This is a genomic window from Rhodococcus globerulus, from assembly GCF_019334125.1.
Taxonomy (GTDB): Bacteria; Actinomycetota; Actinomycetes; order Mycobacteriales; family Mycobacteriaceae; genus Rhodococcus_F; species Rhodococcus_F globerula.
The window spans coordinates 6,692,519-6,708,161 of the sequence record NZ_CP079698.1 but is presented as its reverse complement, the minus strand read 5'-3'; the positions used below and the strand labels follow the sequence as shown (position 1 = coordinate 6,708,161).

The following is a 15,643-nucleotide window of genomic DNA, read 5'->3' as shown; positions in this document are numbered from 1 at the left end:
CGAATCCATGAACAGGCAGGGAACGGCGACGCGATCGTTGTTGCTGCTTCTGCTGCCGTTCATCGCGATGCTCGCTACTCCACCGCTCGGTTCATCGGGCAGTGCCGCGGTTCTGGGAACCGCGATTGCTGTGTTTGTTGTTGCCGCATTGGCGACGTCGCCCCGCAGCGAGCTTCTGCAACTGTTTGCGCGCTCGTCGAGTGGGCCGGCCCGTGACGAGCGTTGTCTGCGTGGGTCTTTCCGCAGGCAGAGCAGCCCGGACGCCCCTGGTCGTCCACAACCCCGAGCTCCGGGAATTGGTCTGTAGTCTGGCACCGCGCGGGTGAGAAACCCGTCGTAGGTCGGTCAGCGAAGCTCAGCCCACGACCATTCCCCGCGCTCGCATTCTGCTCGAGCGTGCCTCTTGGTGAGGTTCATTCATCATGCTTGATTTCATCTATTACCCCGTATCCGGAATCTTGTGGTTCTGGCACAAGGTTTTCTCCCTGGTTTCGGGAGCACCCGACAGCGGTGTCGTCTGGGCACTGTCCGTGGTGTTTCTCGTCTTCACGCTCCGAGCGATTCTTTTCAAACCGTTTGTCAAACAGGTCCGCACGCAGTTGGTGATGCAGAAATTACAACCGCAGATCAAGGCATTGCAGAAGAAGTACGCCGGCGACAATCAGAAGCTTGCCGCGGAGATGGCAAAGCTCCAGAAAGAACACAACTACAGCCCGCTGCTCGGATGTTTGCCGATGCTTATTCAGGCTCCGGTCTTCATCGGCCTGTATCACGTTCTGCGGTCGTTCAATCGGACGGGAGCGGCTACCCACGTCCCGTTCCTCAGCCCTACCGAACCCATGTCCATCGCCGACAACGCGAACACTGCGAACTACTTTTTCAGTGCCTCGGATGTGCAGTCGTTTCTCGATGCGAAGCTGTTCGGGGCGCCGCTGTCGGCGATGATTTCGAGTCCGGCCGCGCAATTGGAGGCGTTTGGCGATGTGACCCGGCTGTCCATAGTTCTGGTCGCAGTTCCGCTGATGATCTTTGCCGCGGTGGCGACGCACTTCACGTCGCGGGCATCTATCGCGAGGCAGGTGGACACCGGGACCGTCAACCCGCAAACGGCGATCATGAACAAACTCGCGTTGTGGGTGTTTCCGGTCGGAGTGGTTGCCTTCGGTGCGTTTGTGCCGGTCGCGATCCTGATCTATTTTGTGAGCAACAACTGCTGGACATTCGCGCAACAGCATTTTGTGTACGGCCGGATTGCGGCGGAGCAGCGCGAGGCAGATGTGCAGATCCCGCCAGGCTCCGCGTCCACAGCGCCTCTTCCTGGTGCCAAGCCGACCAAGGCAAAACGGAAATCGTGACGGAAATCAGCACTCCCTACCGGCTGGTAACACACGTACGCTGGATTTCATGACCAAGTGGACTGCAGAAGACGTTGTCGATCAGACCGGCCGCACGTTTGTGGTGACCGGGGCCAACAGTGGGTTGGGGGAGGTAGTTGCACGGGCATTGGGCAAAGCGGGCGCAACCGTAGTACTTGCGTGCCGCGACACATCGAAGGCTGAACCCATTGCGGCGGAGATCGGTTCCAACGCGGTGGTACGGCAACTCGATCTTGCGGATCTCGCGTCGGTGCGGGCATTTGCCGACGCCACAGACGCCGTCGACGTTCTGGTAAACAACGCCGGTGTCATGGCGATACCGTTTCGCCGGACTGTCGACGGTTTCGAAATGCAGATCGGCACAAACCATCTGGGGCATTTTGCGCTCACCGGCTTGCTGAAGGACAAGCTGACGGATCGTGTCGTGACGATGTCGAGCGCACTGCACCAACTGGGAACCGTCGATCTCGATGATCTCAACTTCGAGCATCGCAAATACAACCGGTGGCTGGCGTACGGGCAGTCCAAACTCGCCAATCTGCTGTTCACGTACGAACTTCAACGCAAACTGGCTGCGTCGGGTTCGCCGCTCAAGGCATTGGCGTCGCATCCGGGGTATGCGTCGACAAACCTGCAGGGCCACACCGAGTCCGTCTTCGACAAGCTCATGGGCATCGGCAACCGGATCATCGCGCAGTCTGCGGAGATGGGCGCATTGCCGGAGCTGTATGCGGCAACCGTTCCTGATGCATTCGGCGGCAGCTATATCGGCCCGGACGGTCCGTTCGAGCAGCGTGGATACCCGAAAGTGGTTGGCTCGAACAAGAAATCGCACGATACCGAGACCGCAGCGGGCCTGTGGACGCTTTCCGAGAAGTTGACCGGAGTGTCGTTCGGACTGTGACGCCGATGGCCGCGAACCCCAGTGGGATTCGCGGCCATTGCAGCAGTTGCACTGTTACATCAGTTCCGCTGTTACAGCGTGACAACCATCTTGCCGGTGTTCGCGCCGCGCATCAGATCGATGAACGCCTGCGGGGCATTGTCGAGACCTTCGACTTTGGTCTCGTCCCACGCAATCTTGTTGTCGGCGAGCCACCCCGCCATGTGGGTGCGGAACTCGGGGCCGAGATGGCGGTATCCGCCAACCAGGAATCCGCGCAATGTGAGCTGCTTGCCGATCGCTGCCGCCAAGTTGCTGGGGGCAGTGGGCTTTTCGGTGGTGTTGTACTGAGCGATGGCTCCGCACATCGCGATTCGGCCGCCAGAATTCATGGCGTCGATAGCCGCCTCGAGATGTTCACCGCCGACGTTGTCGAAGTAGACGTCGATTCCGTCGGGTGCGGCAGCAGCGAGAAGTTCGGTGACCGGTCCGTCGTGATAGTCGAACGCGGCATCGAAGCCGAGTTCGAGGAGACGAGCGACCTTCGCCGGAGAACCCGCGCTGCCGATCACACGCTTGGCACCCAGGAGCTTTGCGATCTGGCCGACCAGTGATCCGACGGCTCCTGCTGCGCCGGAGACGAATACGGTGTCACCTTCTTTGAACTCGGCAACAGCTGTCAGTCCCGCGTACGCGGTGAGGCCCGTCATGCCGAGCGCACCGAGGTAGGCCGTGGCCGGGGCAATGGACGTATCAGCGGGAGTGACGGCTGTCCCGTCGAGAATCGCGTACTCGCGCCACCCGAGGCCGTGGACGACAACGTCTCCGACAGTGCGATCGGCGGACTTCGAGGCGATAACCTCTCCGACTGCGCCACCGTCGAGAGCCGCGCCGATCTGGAAGGGCGGCAGGTACGACTTCACGTCGTTCATGCGTCCACGCATGTACGGATCGACCGAGATCGCGATGTTGCGCACCAGGATCTGGCCGTCTTCGAGTTCGGGAAGCTCGACCTCGACTGTGGAGAAGTTCTCGGGGGTCGGCCAACCGTTCGGCCGGGATGCAAGGTGGATCTCGCGGCTGATTGTGGGGGTGGAACTCATTAATCGTCCTTACTTACTTCGAGGGTGACCTCGATGTTGCCGCGAGTTGCGTTGGAGTACGGGCACACCTGGTGCGCCTTCTCCGTCAGCTCGACGGCCTGTTCATGGGGCAAATGGGGAAGTGAAACTTCAAGCGTCACAGCAAGTCCGAAACCGCCGGCGTCGTTCGGGCCGATGCCGACGCGAGCGCCTACCGCAGAGTCCGCAACATTGGCTTTCTCCGCTCGGGCGACCATCTGCAGTGCAGAGTGGAAGCACGCCGCATATCCGGCGGCAAAGAGCTGCTCGGGATTGGTGCCGTCGCCGCTGCCGCCCATTTCCTTCGGGATGGCCAGGCCGAGATCGAGGCGTCCGTCGGAGGTGCGGGCGTGGCCGTTGCGACCTTCGCCGGTGGCCAGTGCTTCTGCGGTGTACACGATGTTCATGGCTTCTTCTTTCCGTCGACAGCGTTGGATGTTTGAAGGTGCTTGCCTAGCCGGACCAGGACTTCCCGGAGTTTCACCAGTTCGTCGAGATCAAGTCCCGTTGCCTCGGCGAGCGTGCGGGGTATGTCTTCTGCCTTGCTGCGCAGTGCCAAACCGCTCTCGGTCAGGTGAATCTCGACGCGGCGCTCGTCACTGGTCAGGCGTCGGCGCTCGATGAGCCCTTGGCTTTCCAGTCGCTTGAGGAGCGGCGAGAGAGTGCCGGTGTCGAGATCAAGGGCGTCGCAGATATCCCGAACGCCGCGGCCGTCGCGTTCCCACAGTGTCAGCAGGACCAGGTACTGGGGATACGTAATTCCCAGGTCCTCCAGCATGGTTCGGTAGGCGGCCGTGGTTGCTCGCGACGCCGAGTAGAGGGCGAAGCAGAGTTGGTGTTCGAGGGCGAGCGGGTTGGTCACAAGAAATACTGTAGCGCACAGTTTAGTTGTGCACAACCTAGCTGTGCAAAATCGATCTTGGACGCCTGCGGTCGTTCACGGAGTATTGACACGCCTGCCACCTGTCCGACGCGTGTGGACGGTACTTCTGAACGATGAGCGATTCGACGGAATATGACCTGGTTGTCATCGGCTCCGGCCCGGGCGGGCAGAAGGCGGCAATCGCGGCCGCCAAGCTGGGTAAACGAGTGGCCATGGTCGAGAAGGGGAACATGCTCGGGGGAGTGTGTGTCAATACCGGCACCATTCCGTCGAAGACGTTGCGGGAGGCGGTTCTCTATCTGACCGGCATGAATCAGCGCGAACTGTACGGCGCGAGCTACCGGGTGAAGGGAAACATCACACCGGCGGATCTGTTGGCTCGAACGCAGCATGTCATCACCAAGGAGATCGAGGTGGTGAGATCACAACTCTTGCGTAACCGCGTCGAACTGCTGGTCGGGGTCGGGTCATTTGTCGACGCGCACACCATCCTCGTCGAGGATGCTTCGCGCGGCGACAAGATGACGATTACCGCGAAGTTCGTCGTGATCGCCACGGGCACACTGCCTGCGCGTCCGGCGGGCGTCTCGTTCGACAGCCACCGAGTTCTCGATTCCGACGGAATCCTGAATCTGACGTCCATTCCCGGCACCATGGTCGTGGTCGGCGCTGGTGTTATCGGAATCGAATACGCGTCGATGTTCGCCGCGCTCGGCACCAAGGTCACCGTCGTGGAGAAACGAACCTCGATGCTGGACTTCTGCGACCCTGAGATCATCGAATCGCTTCGGTATCACTTGCGGGATCTGGCGGTGACGTTTCGATTCGGTGAGGAGGTGACTGCCGTCGACGTCGGCGCCAACGGAACTCTCACCACGTTGGGTAGCGGCAAGCAAATTCCAGCCGAAACCGTCATGTATTCGGCTGGGCGTCAAGGTCTTACCGCGCCTCTGGCGTTGGAGAATGCCGGACTCGAGGCCGACGACCGCGGCCGAATTTACGTGGACGAGAATTTCCGCACCAAGGTCGAGCACATTTACGCCGTCGGCGATGTCATCGGATTCCCGGCTCTTGCAGCCACTTCCATGGATCAGGGTCGACTGGCGGCGTATCACGCGTTCGAAGAACCTGGCGCGAAGTTGATGGACTTGCAGCCTATCGGCATCTACTCGATTCCCGAGGTGTCATACGTCGGCGCAACCGAGGTCGACTTGACCGAGGAATCGGTGCCGTACGAGGTCGGGGTGTCGCGCTACCGCGAACTTGCCCGCGGTCAGATCGCCGGTGACTCATACGGAATGCTGAAAATTCTGGTATCCACGGACGACCTCAAGTTACTCGGGGTTCACATCTTCGGTTCGGGAGCAACAGATCTCGTCCACATCGGACAGGCGGTCATGGGGTGCGGCGGTACCGTGGAATACCTTGTGGATGCGGTCTTCAACTACCCGACGCTGTCCGAGGCGTACAAGGTTGCTGCCCTCGACGTGATGAATAAGATCAGGGCCCTCAAGCAGTTCCAGTAGACAACGATGTCAGGTGGCGGTGAATGCGGTTGATCGACGGATTCCCGATCGTGCGCCGGCCTTCGAGCCGCACTCTGCTCGGAGTAGTGCCGTAGTAAGCCTCGAAGGCTCGTACGAAGTGCGGTTTTGACGTGAATCCCCAACGGCGAGAGATATCTTCGACGGACGCGTCGGCGGAATCCGGTGTCGTCAGTTCGCGGTACGCATGTTCTAGTCGCTTACGGCGGATCACCTGCGCAATCCCACCGTCGTCGTTGAACGCACGGTAGAGCTGCGCCCGGGAGACTGCCAGTGCAACGCAGATTGTCGTAGGGCTGAGCCAACTCTCGCCGAGATGATCGAGAATGTACACCAGGGCGCGCGCTCGAAGACCCTCCGGAGGTGCTCGAAGTTGTTGCTCGGGTGCAACGTGCCCCACACTGGCTTTCAGCAGCGATTCGACAACGTTTTCGTACTGCGCCGCGCCAGCGAAGTCGAGGTGGGGGAGTGCGTCCGAGATCGACTGCAGGCACTGCGAGAAAACTACCGCGGGCGTGCCCGTCAGGACGGTGCCGTGCAAGGAGCGACCGTGCGACGAGGCCTCGACGAGTGCACGCGGCACAACCAGACTGATCGTGCGGGCAGTGCGCTGCGAGTGTGTCCGGACGCTCGCGCGAAGCGGTTTGCCTAAATCGACAAACGAGACCTCGTTCGTCCGGACGAGGAAGTCGACACCGTCGGCGTCGCCGCCCATCGCGCCGGCTGTCCACGCCTGGACCACGTAGTGATCGTCCAGTTCGCTTTCCGTGATCAGTCGACGGTTTCGTACGTAGTTCTGACTGTTGACGGTGGTCTCGCCGATCAGTGACGTCCCGGTGGCAGTACCCGAGATCGTCCCGTGAAGTGGGACATCTCGGCCGGCGCGTTCGGTGACGTAGAAGGGCCGAGTCGCTGCTCGCCAGTAGTCGTCACGGTCCGCCGCGTCCACAAATCCCGTGGATATGTCAATCCGGGGCTCAATCATGGGCACGCGGGGGATGTTATGTGAAATAGGCCAGGTCAGGGGCGCTTTCCGGAAAATAGCAGAGATAAGTGATCGGCGCCACAAAGTGAGACAAAGCGGGCATGAAATGGAGACGCTTCGCATTCACACTGCGGTGGACATGGGCCTATGGTCGATACTATGCGCGGATCTGTGTGGAATTTCTGCTCGGGCCGGGGGTTTGCCTCCCGGTTTCGGGGCGTGCCCGCAGTAGGGCTCGCGTAGTGCCCGGATCGAAGTCGGATCCGATCGACCGCAAGCCCAGAAGTCGTGTCTCCGTGCGCCGCAGGCTGCTGGGGGCCGCGTCGTCGACGCCCCGTGCTCGACTCGTCAAGCTGATGCAATCGCCGTCGGGATTGACTGTTCTCGACGCTCCCCGCGGGTTTGGTAAAACCGCACTCGCCGGATTGTGGTTGTCGGCCCCGGCTCCATTGCCGAATCGGCCGGTGGTGTGGGTGCCTGCGCCTGATGCGCCCACAAATCACATCGACTACTGGGACAAGGCACTGACCGTCATTCAGGATTCCTGCGAGGCAGTTCCGAGGCTCGCGGATAATCACGCGCACCCCGAACGCGAGATGCGCGAGTATCTTGCGGCATCGACTGTGCCGTTCGTGGTGGTGTTCAACCGGGTGGATCTGATCGAGGGGCATGGCCTCGGTGAGCGGCTCACTGCCCTGATCGACGACGTGCCGGGATTGAAAATAATTGTCACACTGCAAGATCGAGCATCCGTGGAGGTCCTGGACAACGTCCGCATCGAGGAGAGCCTGACCGTAGACGATTTGCGATACACACCGGACGAAGCAGTGGCACTGTTTTCCGGAGCCGGTATTGCCGTGCCTGCCGATGTTGTCCACTCGATCTGCGGGCGGTTGGCGGGTGTACCCGCGCTGATGAAGGTGGCTGTGGATGTCGTGAGCGGGCTTCCGGAGCGCTCCCGTAGCCGCGAGATAATTATGCAGCGCATCGATCTGGCGCTCTACGGCTACACAAAGCGCCAGGTGCCTCCGAAGGCTGCGCGTACCGAGTTGTCGAATTTCACGCTTCGAATCGCTGCGGCGCGGACTGTTACCGTGGCAACAGCGCAGTTGTTGGTCCCGGGGGTCGACGTTGCCCCGCTGATGAATCGGCTCGAATCGTCCGCCTTGTTGTTCCGCGACCGGCATCGGGAGAATTGGTATTTTCCTCCTGCCGTTCGTGAAGCGCTGATGAGGATCGACGACGAAACCGGCGGTGCTTCCAGGGAGCGGTTGCTCCTACTGTCGCGGTATTGCCTCGACCACGGTGATATCGCCGATGCGGTCCACTACGCAATCGACGCGCAGGACTGGTCGGAGGTCGCTGCCATTCTCAGCCGGCACTGGGCGGATCTCCTGGTAGCGCATTCCGGGTTGCTCCGAAAAGCTATGTGGTCCATGCCGGAAGAGATCATGTCGGCAAGTCGTTCCATGCAGGTCGGGCGCGACATGCTGGAGTTCCGGTTGCGTACACCCTCCGTGGATCTCGACACCTACAACACGGAGTCCTCGGAACTTGCGGACGTCGCTGCGATGACCGACGTGCTCGCCCAACTGAACAGCGGAACGGTTCAAGTTATCGTGTTGCGCGCATCGGGAGAGCACGGGCGATCAGCCGACGTCGCACGCACTCTCGTCGATATCGCGGACTATCTGGATGTCGGCCGGATCGACGAGTTCAGAAGTCAGCTACCAGCTCTGCGTCTGATCTGGGGTGTCGCATTTCAACTTGTCGGCAATGTCGACGACGCAGCCACACAATTGGCGATCGCATACCAGGATGCGCTTCACAGCGGTCCACGTTTTGTTGCGCGACATTCAGCCGGCAATGCGGCGCTCAATGAGGTTCTGCGCGGCAGACTTTCGGAGGCGTCGCAATGGCTTCTCGCGGAAGGGGTAGAACCCGACGTTCCCGGGTGGCTGGGACCGCCGTCCCATATCGGCGGCGCAATCGCCCGGCTCTTGATTGCGTTGGATACGTTGGATCTTTCCGCGGCTGCTGCGGCGATCGAGATTCTCGACGGTATCTCGCCGGCTGGCGACGTGTGGGCCTTCGAAGCGTATGCCCGGACGCGGTGGGCATTGGCTCGGCGCGATCCTTTCGCGGGGCTGGTCACTCTTCAACGTGCCGGCGCCGCAAACGAACCGCCCGTCAATTGTGGCGTCTCGAGCGGTGCCGCAATGCTGAGCGCCGCGCGCATCGATCTGCTCCTGGCCGCCGGTGAAGGGGCCAAGGCAATTGGCGAGGCTGCGGTTCTCGGGAACCGCTTGCCGATAGTGCAGGTCTCGGCGGCACGTGCCTACTTTCTGACGGGGAACCCTGAGCGAGCCCTGCAACTATGCCGGGCAATCGACTGGAGCGCAGATTTCTATCCCAGGGTGCATACCGAGGCGAAACTGGTAGAAACCGCGGCATATCACAGTTTGGGCGAGTGGTCGGATGCCGGCGATTCATGGTCCAGGGCTTGTGAATTGGTCGAGCGCACCGGTGCTCTTTCCGCGTTCTCGACAATTCCGCGACGAGTGATCGAGGATCTCGAAACGCGCGCACCATCACGTAGCAGCTCTGTTGTCGCTTTTCTCGAATCCGAAGCGGTAGAGATGTATCCCCCGACAATCGAACGCCTGGTCCTCAGCAGGCGTGAGGCAGAAGTGCTCCGCGGATTGTCGGACGGACTGCCCATCGCCGATATCGCCCGGAAGCTCTTTGTCACCCAGAACACGATGAAAAGTCACATTCGGCGGTTGTACCGAAAGCTCGGTGTCCATTCGCGTGACGAGGCTGTTGCCGCGGCACACCGGCTCTCCTTGCTCGGCGCAGAACCGGTGCGCCAACGGTTCTCACCGTAGATTGGTCTCTGCGTACACGGTCATCGCTTCGCGGATCAGCTCTGCCGTACCCGGACCGTGGACGTCGTAGTTGGCGCGGAATCGTGGATCGTCGACGTACATCTGTCCCAGTCCGATAAATGCGTCGGCGCTGGGAGTTTTTCCCTGCCAACCGGTTTTGACCCAGGTGAACTGGCGGTGGGTGATGGCCTGGACGGTGTCGGATTCGGGTCCGAGCCCGTCTGCTGCGGCTTTGCCGAACGCCGCGGCGATGTCTTTGTGCGCGTTCAGGTGAGACGTCTTCTCCTGCTCGGACATCGAGCGCCACCACTTGTCGCTGCTGGTGTATACGTCGCTACCCCACCTTTCGATCACCTCGTCTTTGTATTGAGCGTGGTCGAAGCCGTCGAACACTTCTTCAGGCATGAGTGGTAGTCCTTTCTCGGTTTTTCTCAATGTTGTTGTCACCGAATCGATCTGGCGACAAATCCGGGCGCGTTCTTGTTCGAGCAGTTCGAGGTGAGTGTGCAGGGCGGTTGTTGTGTCTCGTTCGCCGCCCAGAATCTCCGCTATGACCGGCAGTCCTAGGCCGAGTTCACGCAGCAGCAGGATTCGCTGAAGCCGAACCAGTGCTGTGTCGTCGTAGAAGCGGTATCCACCTGCTCCCGTTCGATGGGGTTTCAGTAGTCCCAGGTCGCCGTAGTGGCGCAGGGTTCTGCTGGTGGTTCCCGCAGCTTTGGCAAGCTCTTGGATGGACCATTCGGTCACTGTTTTCCACTCCCTTCCTCTATCGGTGCGCTGTATCCATTGTGTAAGTTGACGTAACGTCAAGGTCAAGGGGAATTTTGCACCTGATTTCCGCGGTCGTCACGAACGCGTCTCCAGCTGACCGATTCGATGAACTAACCAGGGTGATCCAGCTCACTTGATGATCGTATTGAATAGTTCAAGCGCCCTCTGTTGACGCTTTCTCATACCTCGATAACGATCACCTGAACAGAACGAAATGTGCTGAAGACAGGAACGGTGGTCACGATGACTGAACTGGTGTCGGGCGTAGCCCAGACCAAGCCCTATGACCTCGACGATCGGTACCGGTCGGGATCGGGTCCGGTGTTGCTGACCGGTGTTCAGGCAATCGCTCGTGGCTTCGTCGAACAGCATGTCCGCGACATCCGCGCAGGCAAGCGGATCGCCACCTTTGTCTCCGGGTACCAGGGGAGTCCCCTCGGCGGCGTGGACAAGATGCTCCACGGGATGCCCAAGGTGCTCGCCGAGCACGACATCACCTTCGTACCCGGCTTCAACGAGGAACTTGCGGCCACCGCGGTCTGGGGTAGCCAAACAGACCTTCCTGCAGGAACCGCGACCCACGACGGCGTGACCGGCATCTGGTACGGCAAGGGGCCCGGTGTCGACCGCGCTACCGATACCATCCGCCACGCGAACATGTACGGCGTCAACCCCAGGGGCGGCGTCGTCCTTCTGGTGGGCGACGATCCTGCATCCAAATCGTCGACCGTACCTGCAGTGAGTGAGCGCTCCCTCGCAGCAATGGGCGTGCCGGTTCTGTTCCCCCGCAACGCCGAAGAAATCATCACGATGGGCATGCACGCGGTGGCGCTTTCACGCGCATCCGGTTGTGTTGTGGCCCTGAAGATCGTTGCCGACGTAGCGGACGGCGCGTGGACGGTTGACGGCAGCATCGCCGACTTCGACATCGTGGTGCCCGAGGTGCAGTTCGAAGGTAAGCCATTTGTCTACAAGCAGCGTCAGATGGCAGCGCCGCCGGACAGCGTCATCGCAGAAGCCGACCTGTACGGACCCCGGTGGGATCTGGTGCAGGCCTACGGCGCCGCGAACAATCTTGATGTGATCGAGGTTGATCCGTCAGGTGCCAAGATCGGAATTGCCGCTACCGGAACCACATTCGACTCCGTACGTCAGGCTCTGACAGACCTGGGTGTCGACGACGCAGCCCTGCATCGTGCGGGAATTCGGCTGCTCCGTATCGGTATGCCGTACCCGGTGGTGGGGGAGTCGGTGCGAGAGTTCGCAACCGGACTCGAGCAGATCATCGTGGTCGAGGACAAGACGGCATTCATCGAGGCTCAGATTCGAGAGATCCTCTACGGAATCGATGATGCGCCTCGCATCATCGGTAAGCGCGACGGCCAGGGCCGTCTGCTCATGCCCGCGAGTGGTGAGCTCACCGCAGGCCGGTTGCTCGCCCCGTTGCGCCGCGTACTCAAGCCGCACGTCGAGCTCAAGCGCACCCTCCCGGCTCCGCTGTCGCTGAACGTGCTCTCCGCCAAGCGAACCGCGTACTTCTGCAGTGGGTGCCCTCACAACCGTTCCACCGCAATCCCTGAGGGTTCCATCGGCGGCGGCGGAATCGGTTGCCACACACTCGTCACCATGTCCGGCCGTGAGGACAGCGCTGTCACCGGTTTGACGCAGATGGGCGGCGAGGGCAGCCAGTGGATCGGGCAGGCACCGTTCACCGACGTGCCTCACCTGTTCCAGAACATCGGCGACGGCACCTTCTTCCATTCCGGTCAATTGGCTGTTCAGGCGTGCATCGCTGCAGGCGTGAACATCACCTACAAGTTGCTCTACAACGAGGTAGTGGCGATGACCGGTGCGCAGGACGCAGAAGGTGCCCTCTCCGTTGCTCAACTCAGCCACAAGCTGACCACCGAGGGCGTCAAGCAGATCATCATCTGTGCGGACGATCCGGGCCGGCACAGCAAGCGTGCCCTGGCCAAGGGCACCAAACTCTGGCACCGCGATCGTCTCGACGAGGCGCAGAAGGAACTTCGCGAGATCAAGGGCGTCACGGTCCTGATCTACGACCAGCACTGTGCGGCCGACGCGCGGCGTCAGCGCAAGCGTGGCACGTTGCCCACCCGCAACACCCGCGTCGTCATCAACGAAGCGGTGTGCGAAGGTTGCGGTGACTGCGGAGTGAAGTCGAATTGCCTGTCTGTTCAGCCGGTGGACACCGAGTACGGTCGCAAGACGAAGATCGACCAGACGTCGTGCAACACCGACTACACCTGCATGGACGGCGATTGCCCTTCGTTCGTGACCGTCGAACTGGTTCCCGGAAAGAAGGCTCCCAAGGCCGCTCGTCCGGTCCCGCCAGTGGTCGCAGATCCTGATCTGGGCCCGCTCACCACAACCCAGAATGTTTTCCTCGCAGGTATCGGCGGCACCGGCATCGTCACCGTCAACCAGGTGCTGGCAACAGCAGCGCTGCGCGCCGGCCTCGAGGTCGAGAGCCTTGACCAGATCGGTCTCAGTCAGAAAGCCGGACCCGTTGTCTCCCACTTGCGTTTCAGTTCCGGAGCGCTCGAGCCGTCCAACCGGCTCACCCCGGGTAGTGCGGATTGCATCGTTGCCTTCGACCTGCTGACCGCGACCGACAACAAGAACCTCGACTACGGCAACCACGAGTCGACCATCTCCATCGCCTCGACGTCGCAGACGCCGACCGGAGACATGGTCTACGACAAGGATGTTCGCTACCCGGAGGAGTCCTCCCTCTTGGCTCGCCTTGACAAGGTCTCGCGGACGCTGCGTTCGTTCGATGCACTTGCCGCGGCCCAGGAGTTGTTCGGTAACACGGCAGCAGCCAACTTCCTGCTCATCGGTGCGGCTTACCAAAGCGGGGGACTTCGTCTTCCGGCTGAGGCCATCGAAGAGGCGATCGGCATCAACGGTGTTGCGGTGGAAGCAAATATCGCCGCATTCCGCTGGGGCCGCGCGGCAATTGCCGACACGATTGCGTTCGAGGCAGTCACGACGCCTGCCAAGTCCGTCCGCACACCGGTCGTCGCACCGGCACACATGTTCGCCGGGACAACCTTGGCTGGTGAAACCCTGCGACTGGTGGAACTGCGTGCGGCGCAGCTCATCGAGTTCCAGTCCGTCAAGGTCGCTGCGCGGTACATCGATCAGGTTCAGGCAGTCTGGACCGCCGAGCGGGCCGCAACCGAGCGCACCGACTTCAGTGAAGCGGTCGCCCGTGGCCTGTTCAAGTTCACCGCGTACAAGGACGAGTACGAAGTTGCTCGCATGCTGGTCGATCCCGCCTTCATCGACGAGGTCAAGTCCCAGGTGCCTGCAGGGGAGAACCTGACATACAAACTGCACCCGCCGATTCTCAAGGTGATGGGTCGCAAGAAGAAGATCGGGTTCGGGCCGAAGTCGCATGTCGCGCTGAAGGTTCTGGCGAAGGGCAAGAAGCTCCGCGGCACCAAGCTCGATCCGTTCGGCTACATGCACGTTCGCAAGGTCGAGCGTGAACTGCTCGACCAGTACGAGACCATCGTCGCGGATCTGTCCCGCGCCTTGGGCGCCGAAGGTTACGACCGCGCCGTCGACATCGCGGCTCTCCCGGACATGGTTCGTGGTTACGAGGACGTCAAGCTCGGCAACGTCGAACTGTACAAGGCGCGCCTGCGTGAGTTGGGTGTCAACGGCTAACTCGGTACGAGGGATGACTGTGCCCCAGCGACATTGTCGCTGGGGCACAGTTGTGTTCCAGCGATATTGCCAATGAATCTTGACCTTGACGCTACGTCATGGTTGACACTGTGTTCATGCGAATAGGACAGCTAGCGGAGGCTGCTCAGACCACACCGAGGACTGTGCGGCACTACCATCGGCTCGGATTGCTCGCGGAACCCGTCCGGCGGGCAAACGGGTACCGCGAGTACACGATGGATGACGTCGTACGGTTGGTCCGCATTCGCTGGTTGGCCGAGCGGGGTGTTCCGTTGGGTTCGATAGCGGCGTTGTTCGCCGCAGACACCTCGGGAGAAGGGGTGAGCGATACCGTTGCCGATCTCCGAGCGTTGATCGGGGCAGTGGAAGTCGAACAGGCAAAACTGGCGCGTCGGCATGTCGGACTGACGTCGATGCTCGCGGACGCCGAGAGCGGCCGCACTGTGTCTGCCTTGCCTACGGACGTTGCGTCAGCTCTGACCGAGGCCGTCGATACCGCGTCGTCGCCGGGAGTGCAGCGCGCGCTCGAGCGTGAACGAGATCTTCTCGAGGTGCTGGCAATGACGGGAAGTGCTCCCGAGCAGTTTTTACACTCCTATGCGTCGGTGATCGCGGATGACGAGAAGCGTTCCCGTTACCTCGCGTCGCTGTCGGACTGGTCGAGTATCGAAGGGAAGGAGCCGGTTTCGATCGAGAGCGCGATTGGGCAGCTCGCATGCAGCATCCTGGCCCAATTCGACGAGCAGACAATTGCGGACCTGAGGGCCCAGTCAGACGTCGGGCTAGGCATGCCCGTCTCGCTCGACGATGTTGTTCCGGACCCGGCGCAACGTGAGGTAGTACTGCGGGTTCAGCGCGCGCTCGTGGCGCGAATAGTCGACGAAGGTGAGGGGCGATGACATTCTCGAACACAAAACTTGGGGCGTTGTGGCTCTGGATTCGTGGCCGTGACGCAGTTGTGGAGCAAGGCGCCGTCGTTGTTCGATCCAGCGGTGGATCATTGGTTCTTCCTGTCGCTTTCGGCGTTGCCACCGTCATCGAAATGGCGGTGCTGCACATTCTTGTGCCATGGATGTGGCTCAGTGTGATTCTTGCAGTGGCGTCCGTGTGGTCGTTGGTGGTGCTGTTCGGCTACCTGGCTCTGCATCGGGTTCATCCACATTTCGTGACGGACACACGGTTCGTGGTGCGACAATCCGGAACAGTTGTCGCTTCGATCGACCGAGAGTCTATGGCGTCGGCGGCGTGTGTGCGTCGATTCGACACAACAACACCGGAGTTAGAAGGCAGTCGGTTGACGTTGCCGAATCTCGACGGAACCAACGTCGATGTGGTTCTGCGACAACCGATCCACGTCGAACTTCCGGCGTTGATCCCGCGATACCGCCGGAGCGGATTTGTCGACAGGATCAGCCTGTACGTCGACGAACCCGCCGACCTGGTGGGAATTTTGTCGAAGGTGCCGTGAATGC

At 61.0% G+C, this 15,643-nt stretch carries 13 protein-coding genes; 8 read left to right on the top strand and 5 right to left on the bottom strand.

The features are described from left to right. Positions 1 to 7: 7 nt before the first annotated feature. The 3 genes from KYT97_RS30640 to KYT97_RS30630 all read left to right on the top strand — a co-directional run bounded on the left by KYT97_RS30640 (position 8) and on the right by KYT97_RS30630 (position 2,280). Entirely contained in the window at positions 8 to 307 is a 300-nt protein-coding gene (locus KYT97_RS30640; RefSeq protein WP_033234006.1) for a DUF6412 domain-containing protein, read from the top strand. A gap of 115 nt (positions 308 to 422) precedes the next feature. Beyond that, positions 423 to 1,355 (top strand): membrane protein insertase YidC, encoded by a 933-nt coding sequence (gene yidC, locus KYT97_RS30635; RefSeq protein WP_141486456.1) that lies wholly within the window; start codon positions 423 to 425, stop codon positions 1,353 to 1,355. A gap of 49 nt (positions 1,356 to 1,404) precedes the next feature. Then, positions 1,405 to 2,280, top strand: coding sequence for an oxidoreductase (locus KYT97_RS30630; protein WP_045068879.1), 876 nt, complete (start codon positions 1,405 to 1,407; stop codon positions 2,278 to 2,280). A 71-nt stretch (positions 2,281 to 2,351) separates the two neighbouring features. On the opposite strand, the gene KYT97_RS30625 is transcribed toward KYT97_RS30630, so the two are convergent. Genes KYT97_RS30625 through KYT97_RS30615 form a run of 3 tightly spaced genes read right to left on the bottom strand, consistent with a single transcriptional unit; the run spans position 2,352 to position 4,242 of the window. Beyond that, entirely contained in the window at positions 2,352 to 3,362 is a 1,011-nt protein-coding gene (locus tag KYT97_RS30625; RefSeq protein ID WP_033234009.1) for an NADP-dependent oxidoreductase, read from the bottom strand. After that, positions 3,362 to 3,787, bottom strand: coding sequence for an organic hydroperoxide resistance protein (locus KYT97_RS30620; protein WP_033234010.1), 426 nt, complete (start codon positions 3,785 to 3,787; stop codon positions 3,362 to 3,364). Before KYT97_RS30620 ends, KYT97_RS30625 begins: the two co-directional genes overlap by 1 nt. Next, on the bottom strand, positions 3,784 to 4,242 hold the full coding sequence (locus KYT97_RS30615) for a MarR family winged helix-turn-helix transcriptional regulator (RefSeq protein WP_033234011.1): 459 nt from the start codon (positions 4,240 to 4,242) through the stop codon (positions 3,784 to 3,786). The genes KYT97_RS30620 and KYT97_RS30615 overlap by 4 nt, the downstream gene beginning before the upstream one ends. A gap of 134 nt (positions 4,243 to 4,376) precedes the next feature. Here KYT97_RS30615 and sthA point away from each other — a divergent pair, with 134 nt between their 5' ends. Continuing rightward, entirely contained in the window at positions 4,377 to 5,789 is a 1,413-nt protein-coding gene (sthA, locus tag KYT97_RS30610) for a Si-specific NAD(P)(+) transhydrogenase (protein WP_045068884.1), read from the top strand. Here sthA and KYT97_RS30605 read toward each other — a convergent pair. Further along, positions 5,773 to 6,792, bottom strand: a complete 1,020-nt coding sequence (locus KYT97_RS30605) for a helix-turn-helix domain-containing protein (RefSeq protein ID WP_219113225.1) — start codon at positions 6,790 to 6,792, stop codon at positions 5,773 to 5,775. The genes sthA and KYT97_RS30605 overlap by 17 nt on opposite strands. 242 nt (positions 6,793 to 7,034) lie before the next feature. On the opposite strand from KYT97_RS30605, the gene KYT97_RS30600 reads away from it, so the two are divergent. Then, a complete protein-coding gene (locus tag KYT97_RS30600; protein WP_245005973.1) occupies positions 7,035 to 9,680 on the top strand; it encodes a helix-turn-helix transcriptional regulator in 2,646 nt (881 codons plus the stop codon). On the opposite strand, the gene KYT97_RS30595 is transcribed toward KYT97_RS30600, so the two are convergent. Beyond that, positions 9,672 to 10,427 (bottom strand): MerR family transcriptional regulator, encoded by a 756-nt coding sequence (locus KYT97_RS30595; protein ID WP_095888325.1) that lies wholly within the window; start codon positions 10,425 to 10,427, stop codon positions 9,672 to 9,674. The genes KYT97_RS30600 and KYT97_RS30595 overlap by 9 nt on opposite strands. 267 nt (positions 10,428 to 10,694) lie before the next feature. Between KYT97_RS30595 and KYT97_RS30590 the strand changes: the two genes are divergently transcribed. The 3 genes from KYT97_RS30590 to KYT97_RS30580 all read left to right on the top strand — a co-directional run bounded on the left by KYT97_RS30590 (position 10,695) and on the right by KYT97_RS30580 (position 15,639). Then, positions 10,695 to 14,150 carry an indolepyruvate ferredoxin oxidoreductase family protein gene (locus KYT97_RS30590; RefSeq protein ID WP_219111526.1) on the top strand — a complete coding sequence of 1,152 codons (3,456 nt, stop codon included), beginning with the start codon at positions 10,695 to 10,697 and terminating at the stop codon, positions 14,148 to 14,150. 116 nt (positions 14,151 to 14,266) lie between these two features. After that, entirely contained in the window at positions 14,267 to 15,070 is an 804-nt protein-coding gene (locus KYT97_RS30585; protein ID WP_239654769.1) for a MerR family transcriptional regulator, read from the top strand. Further along, positions 15,067 to 15,639 carry a hypothetical protein gene (locus KYT97_RS30580; RefSeq protein ID WP_219111525.1) on the top strand — a complete coding sequence of 191 codons (573 nt, stop codon included), beginning with the start codon at positions 15,067 to 15,069 and terminating at the stop codon, positions 15,637 to 15,639. Before KYT97_RS30585 ends, KYT97_RS30580 begins: the two co-directional genes overlap by 4 nt. The last annotated feature ends 4 nt before the right edge of the window (positions 15,640 to 15,643 follow it).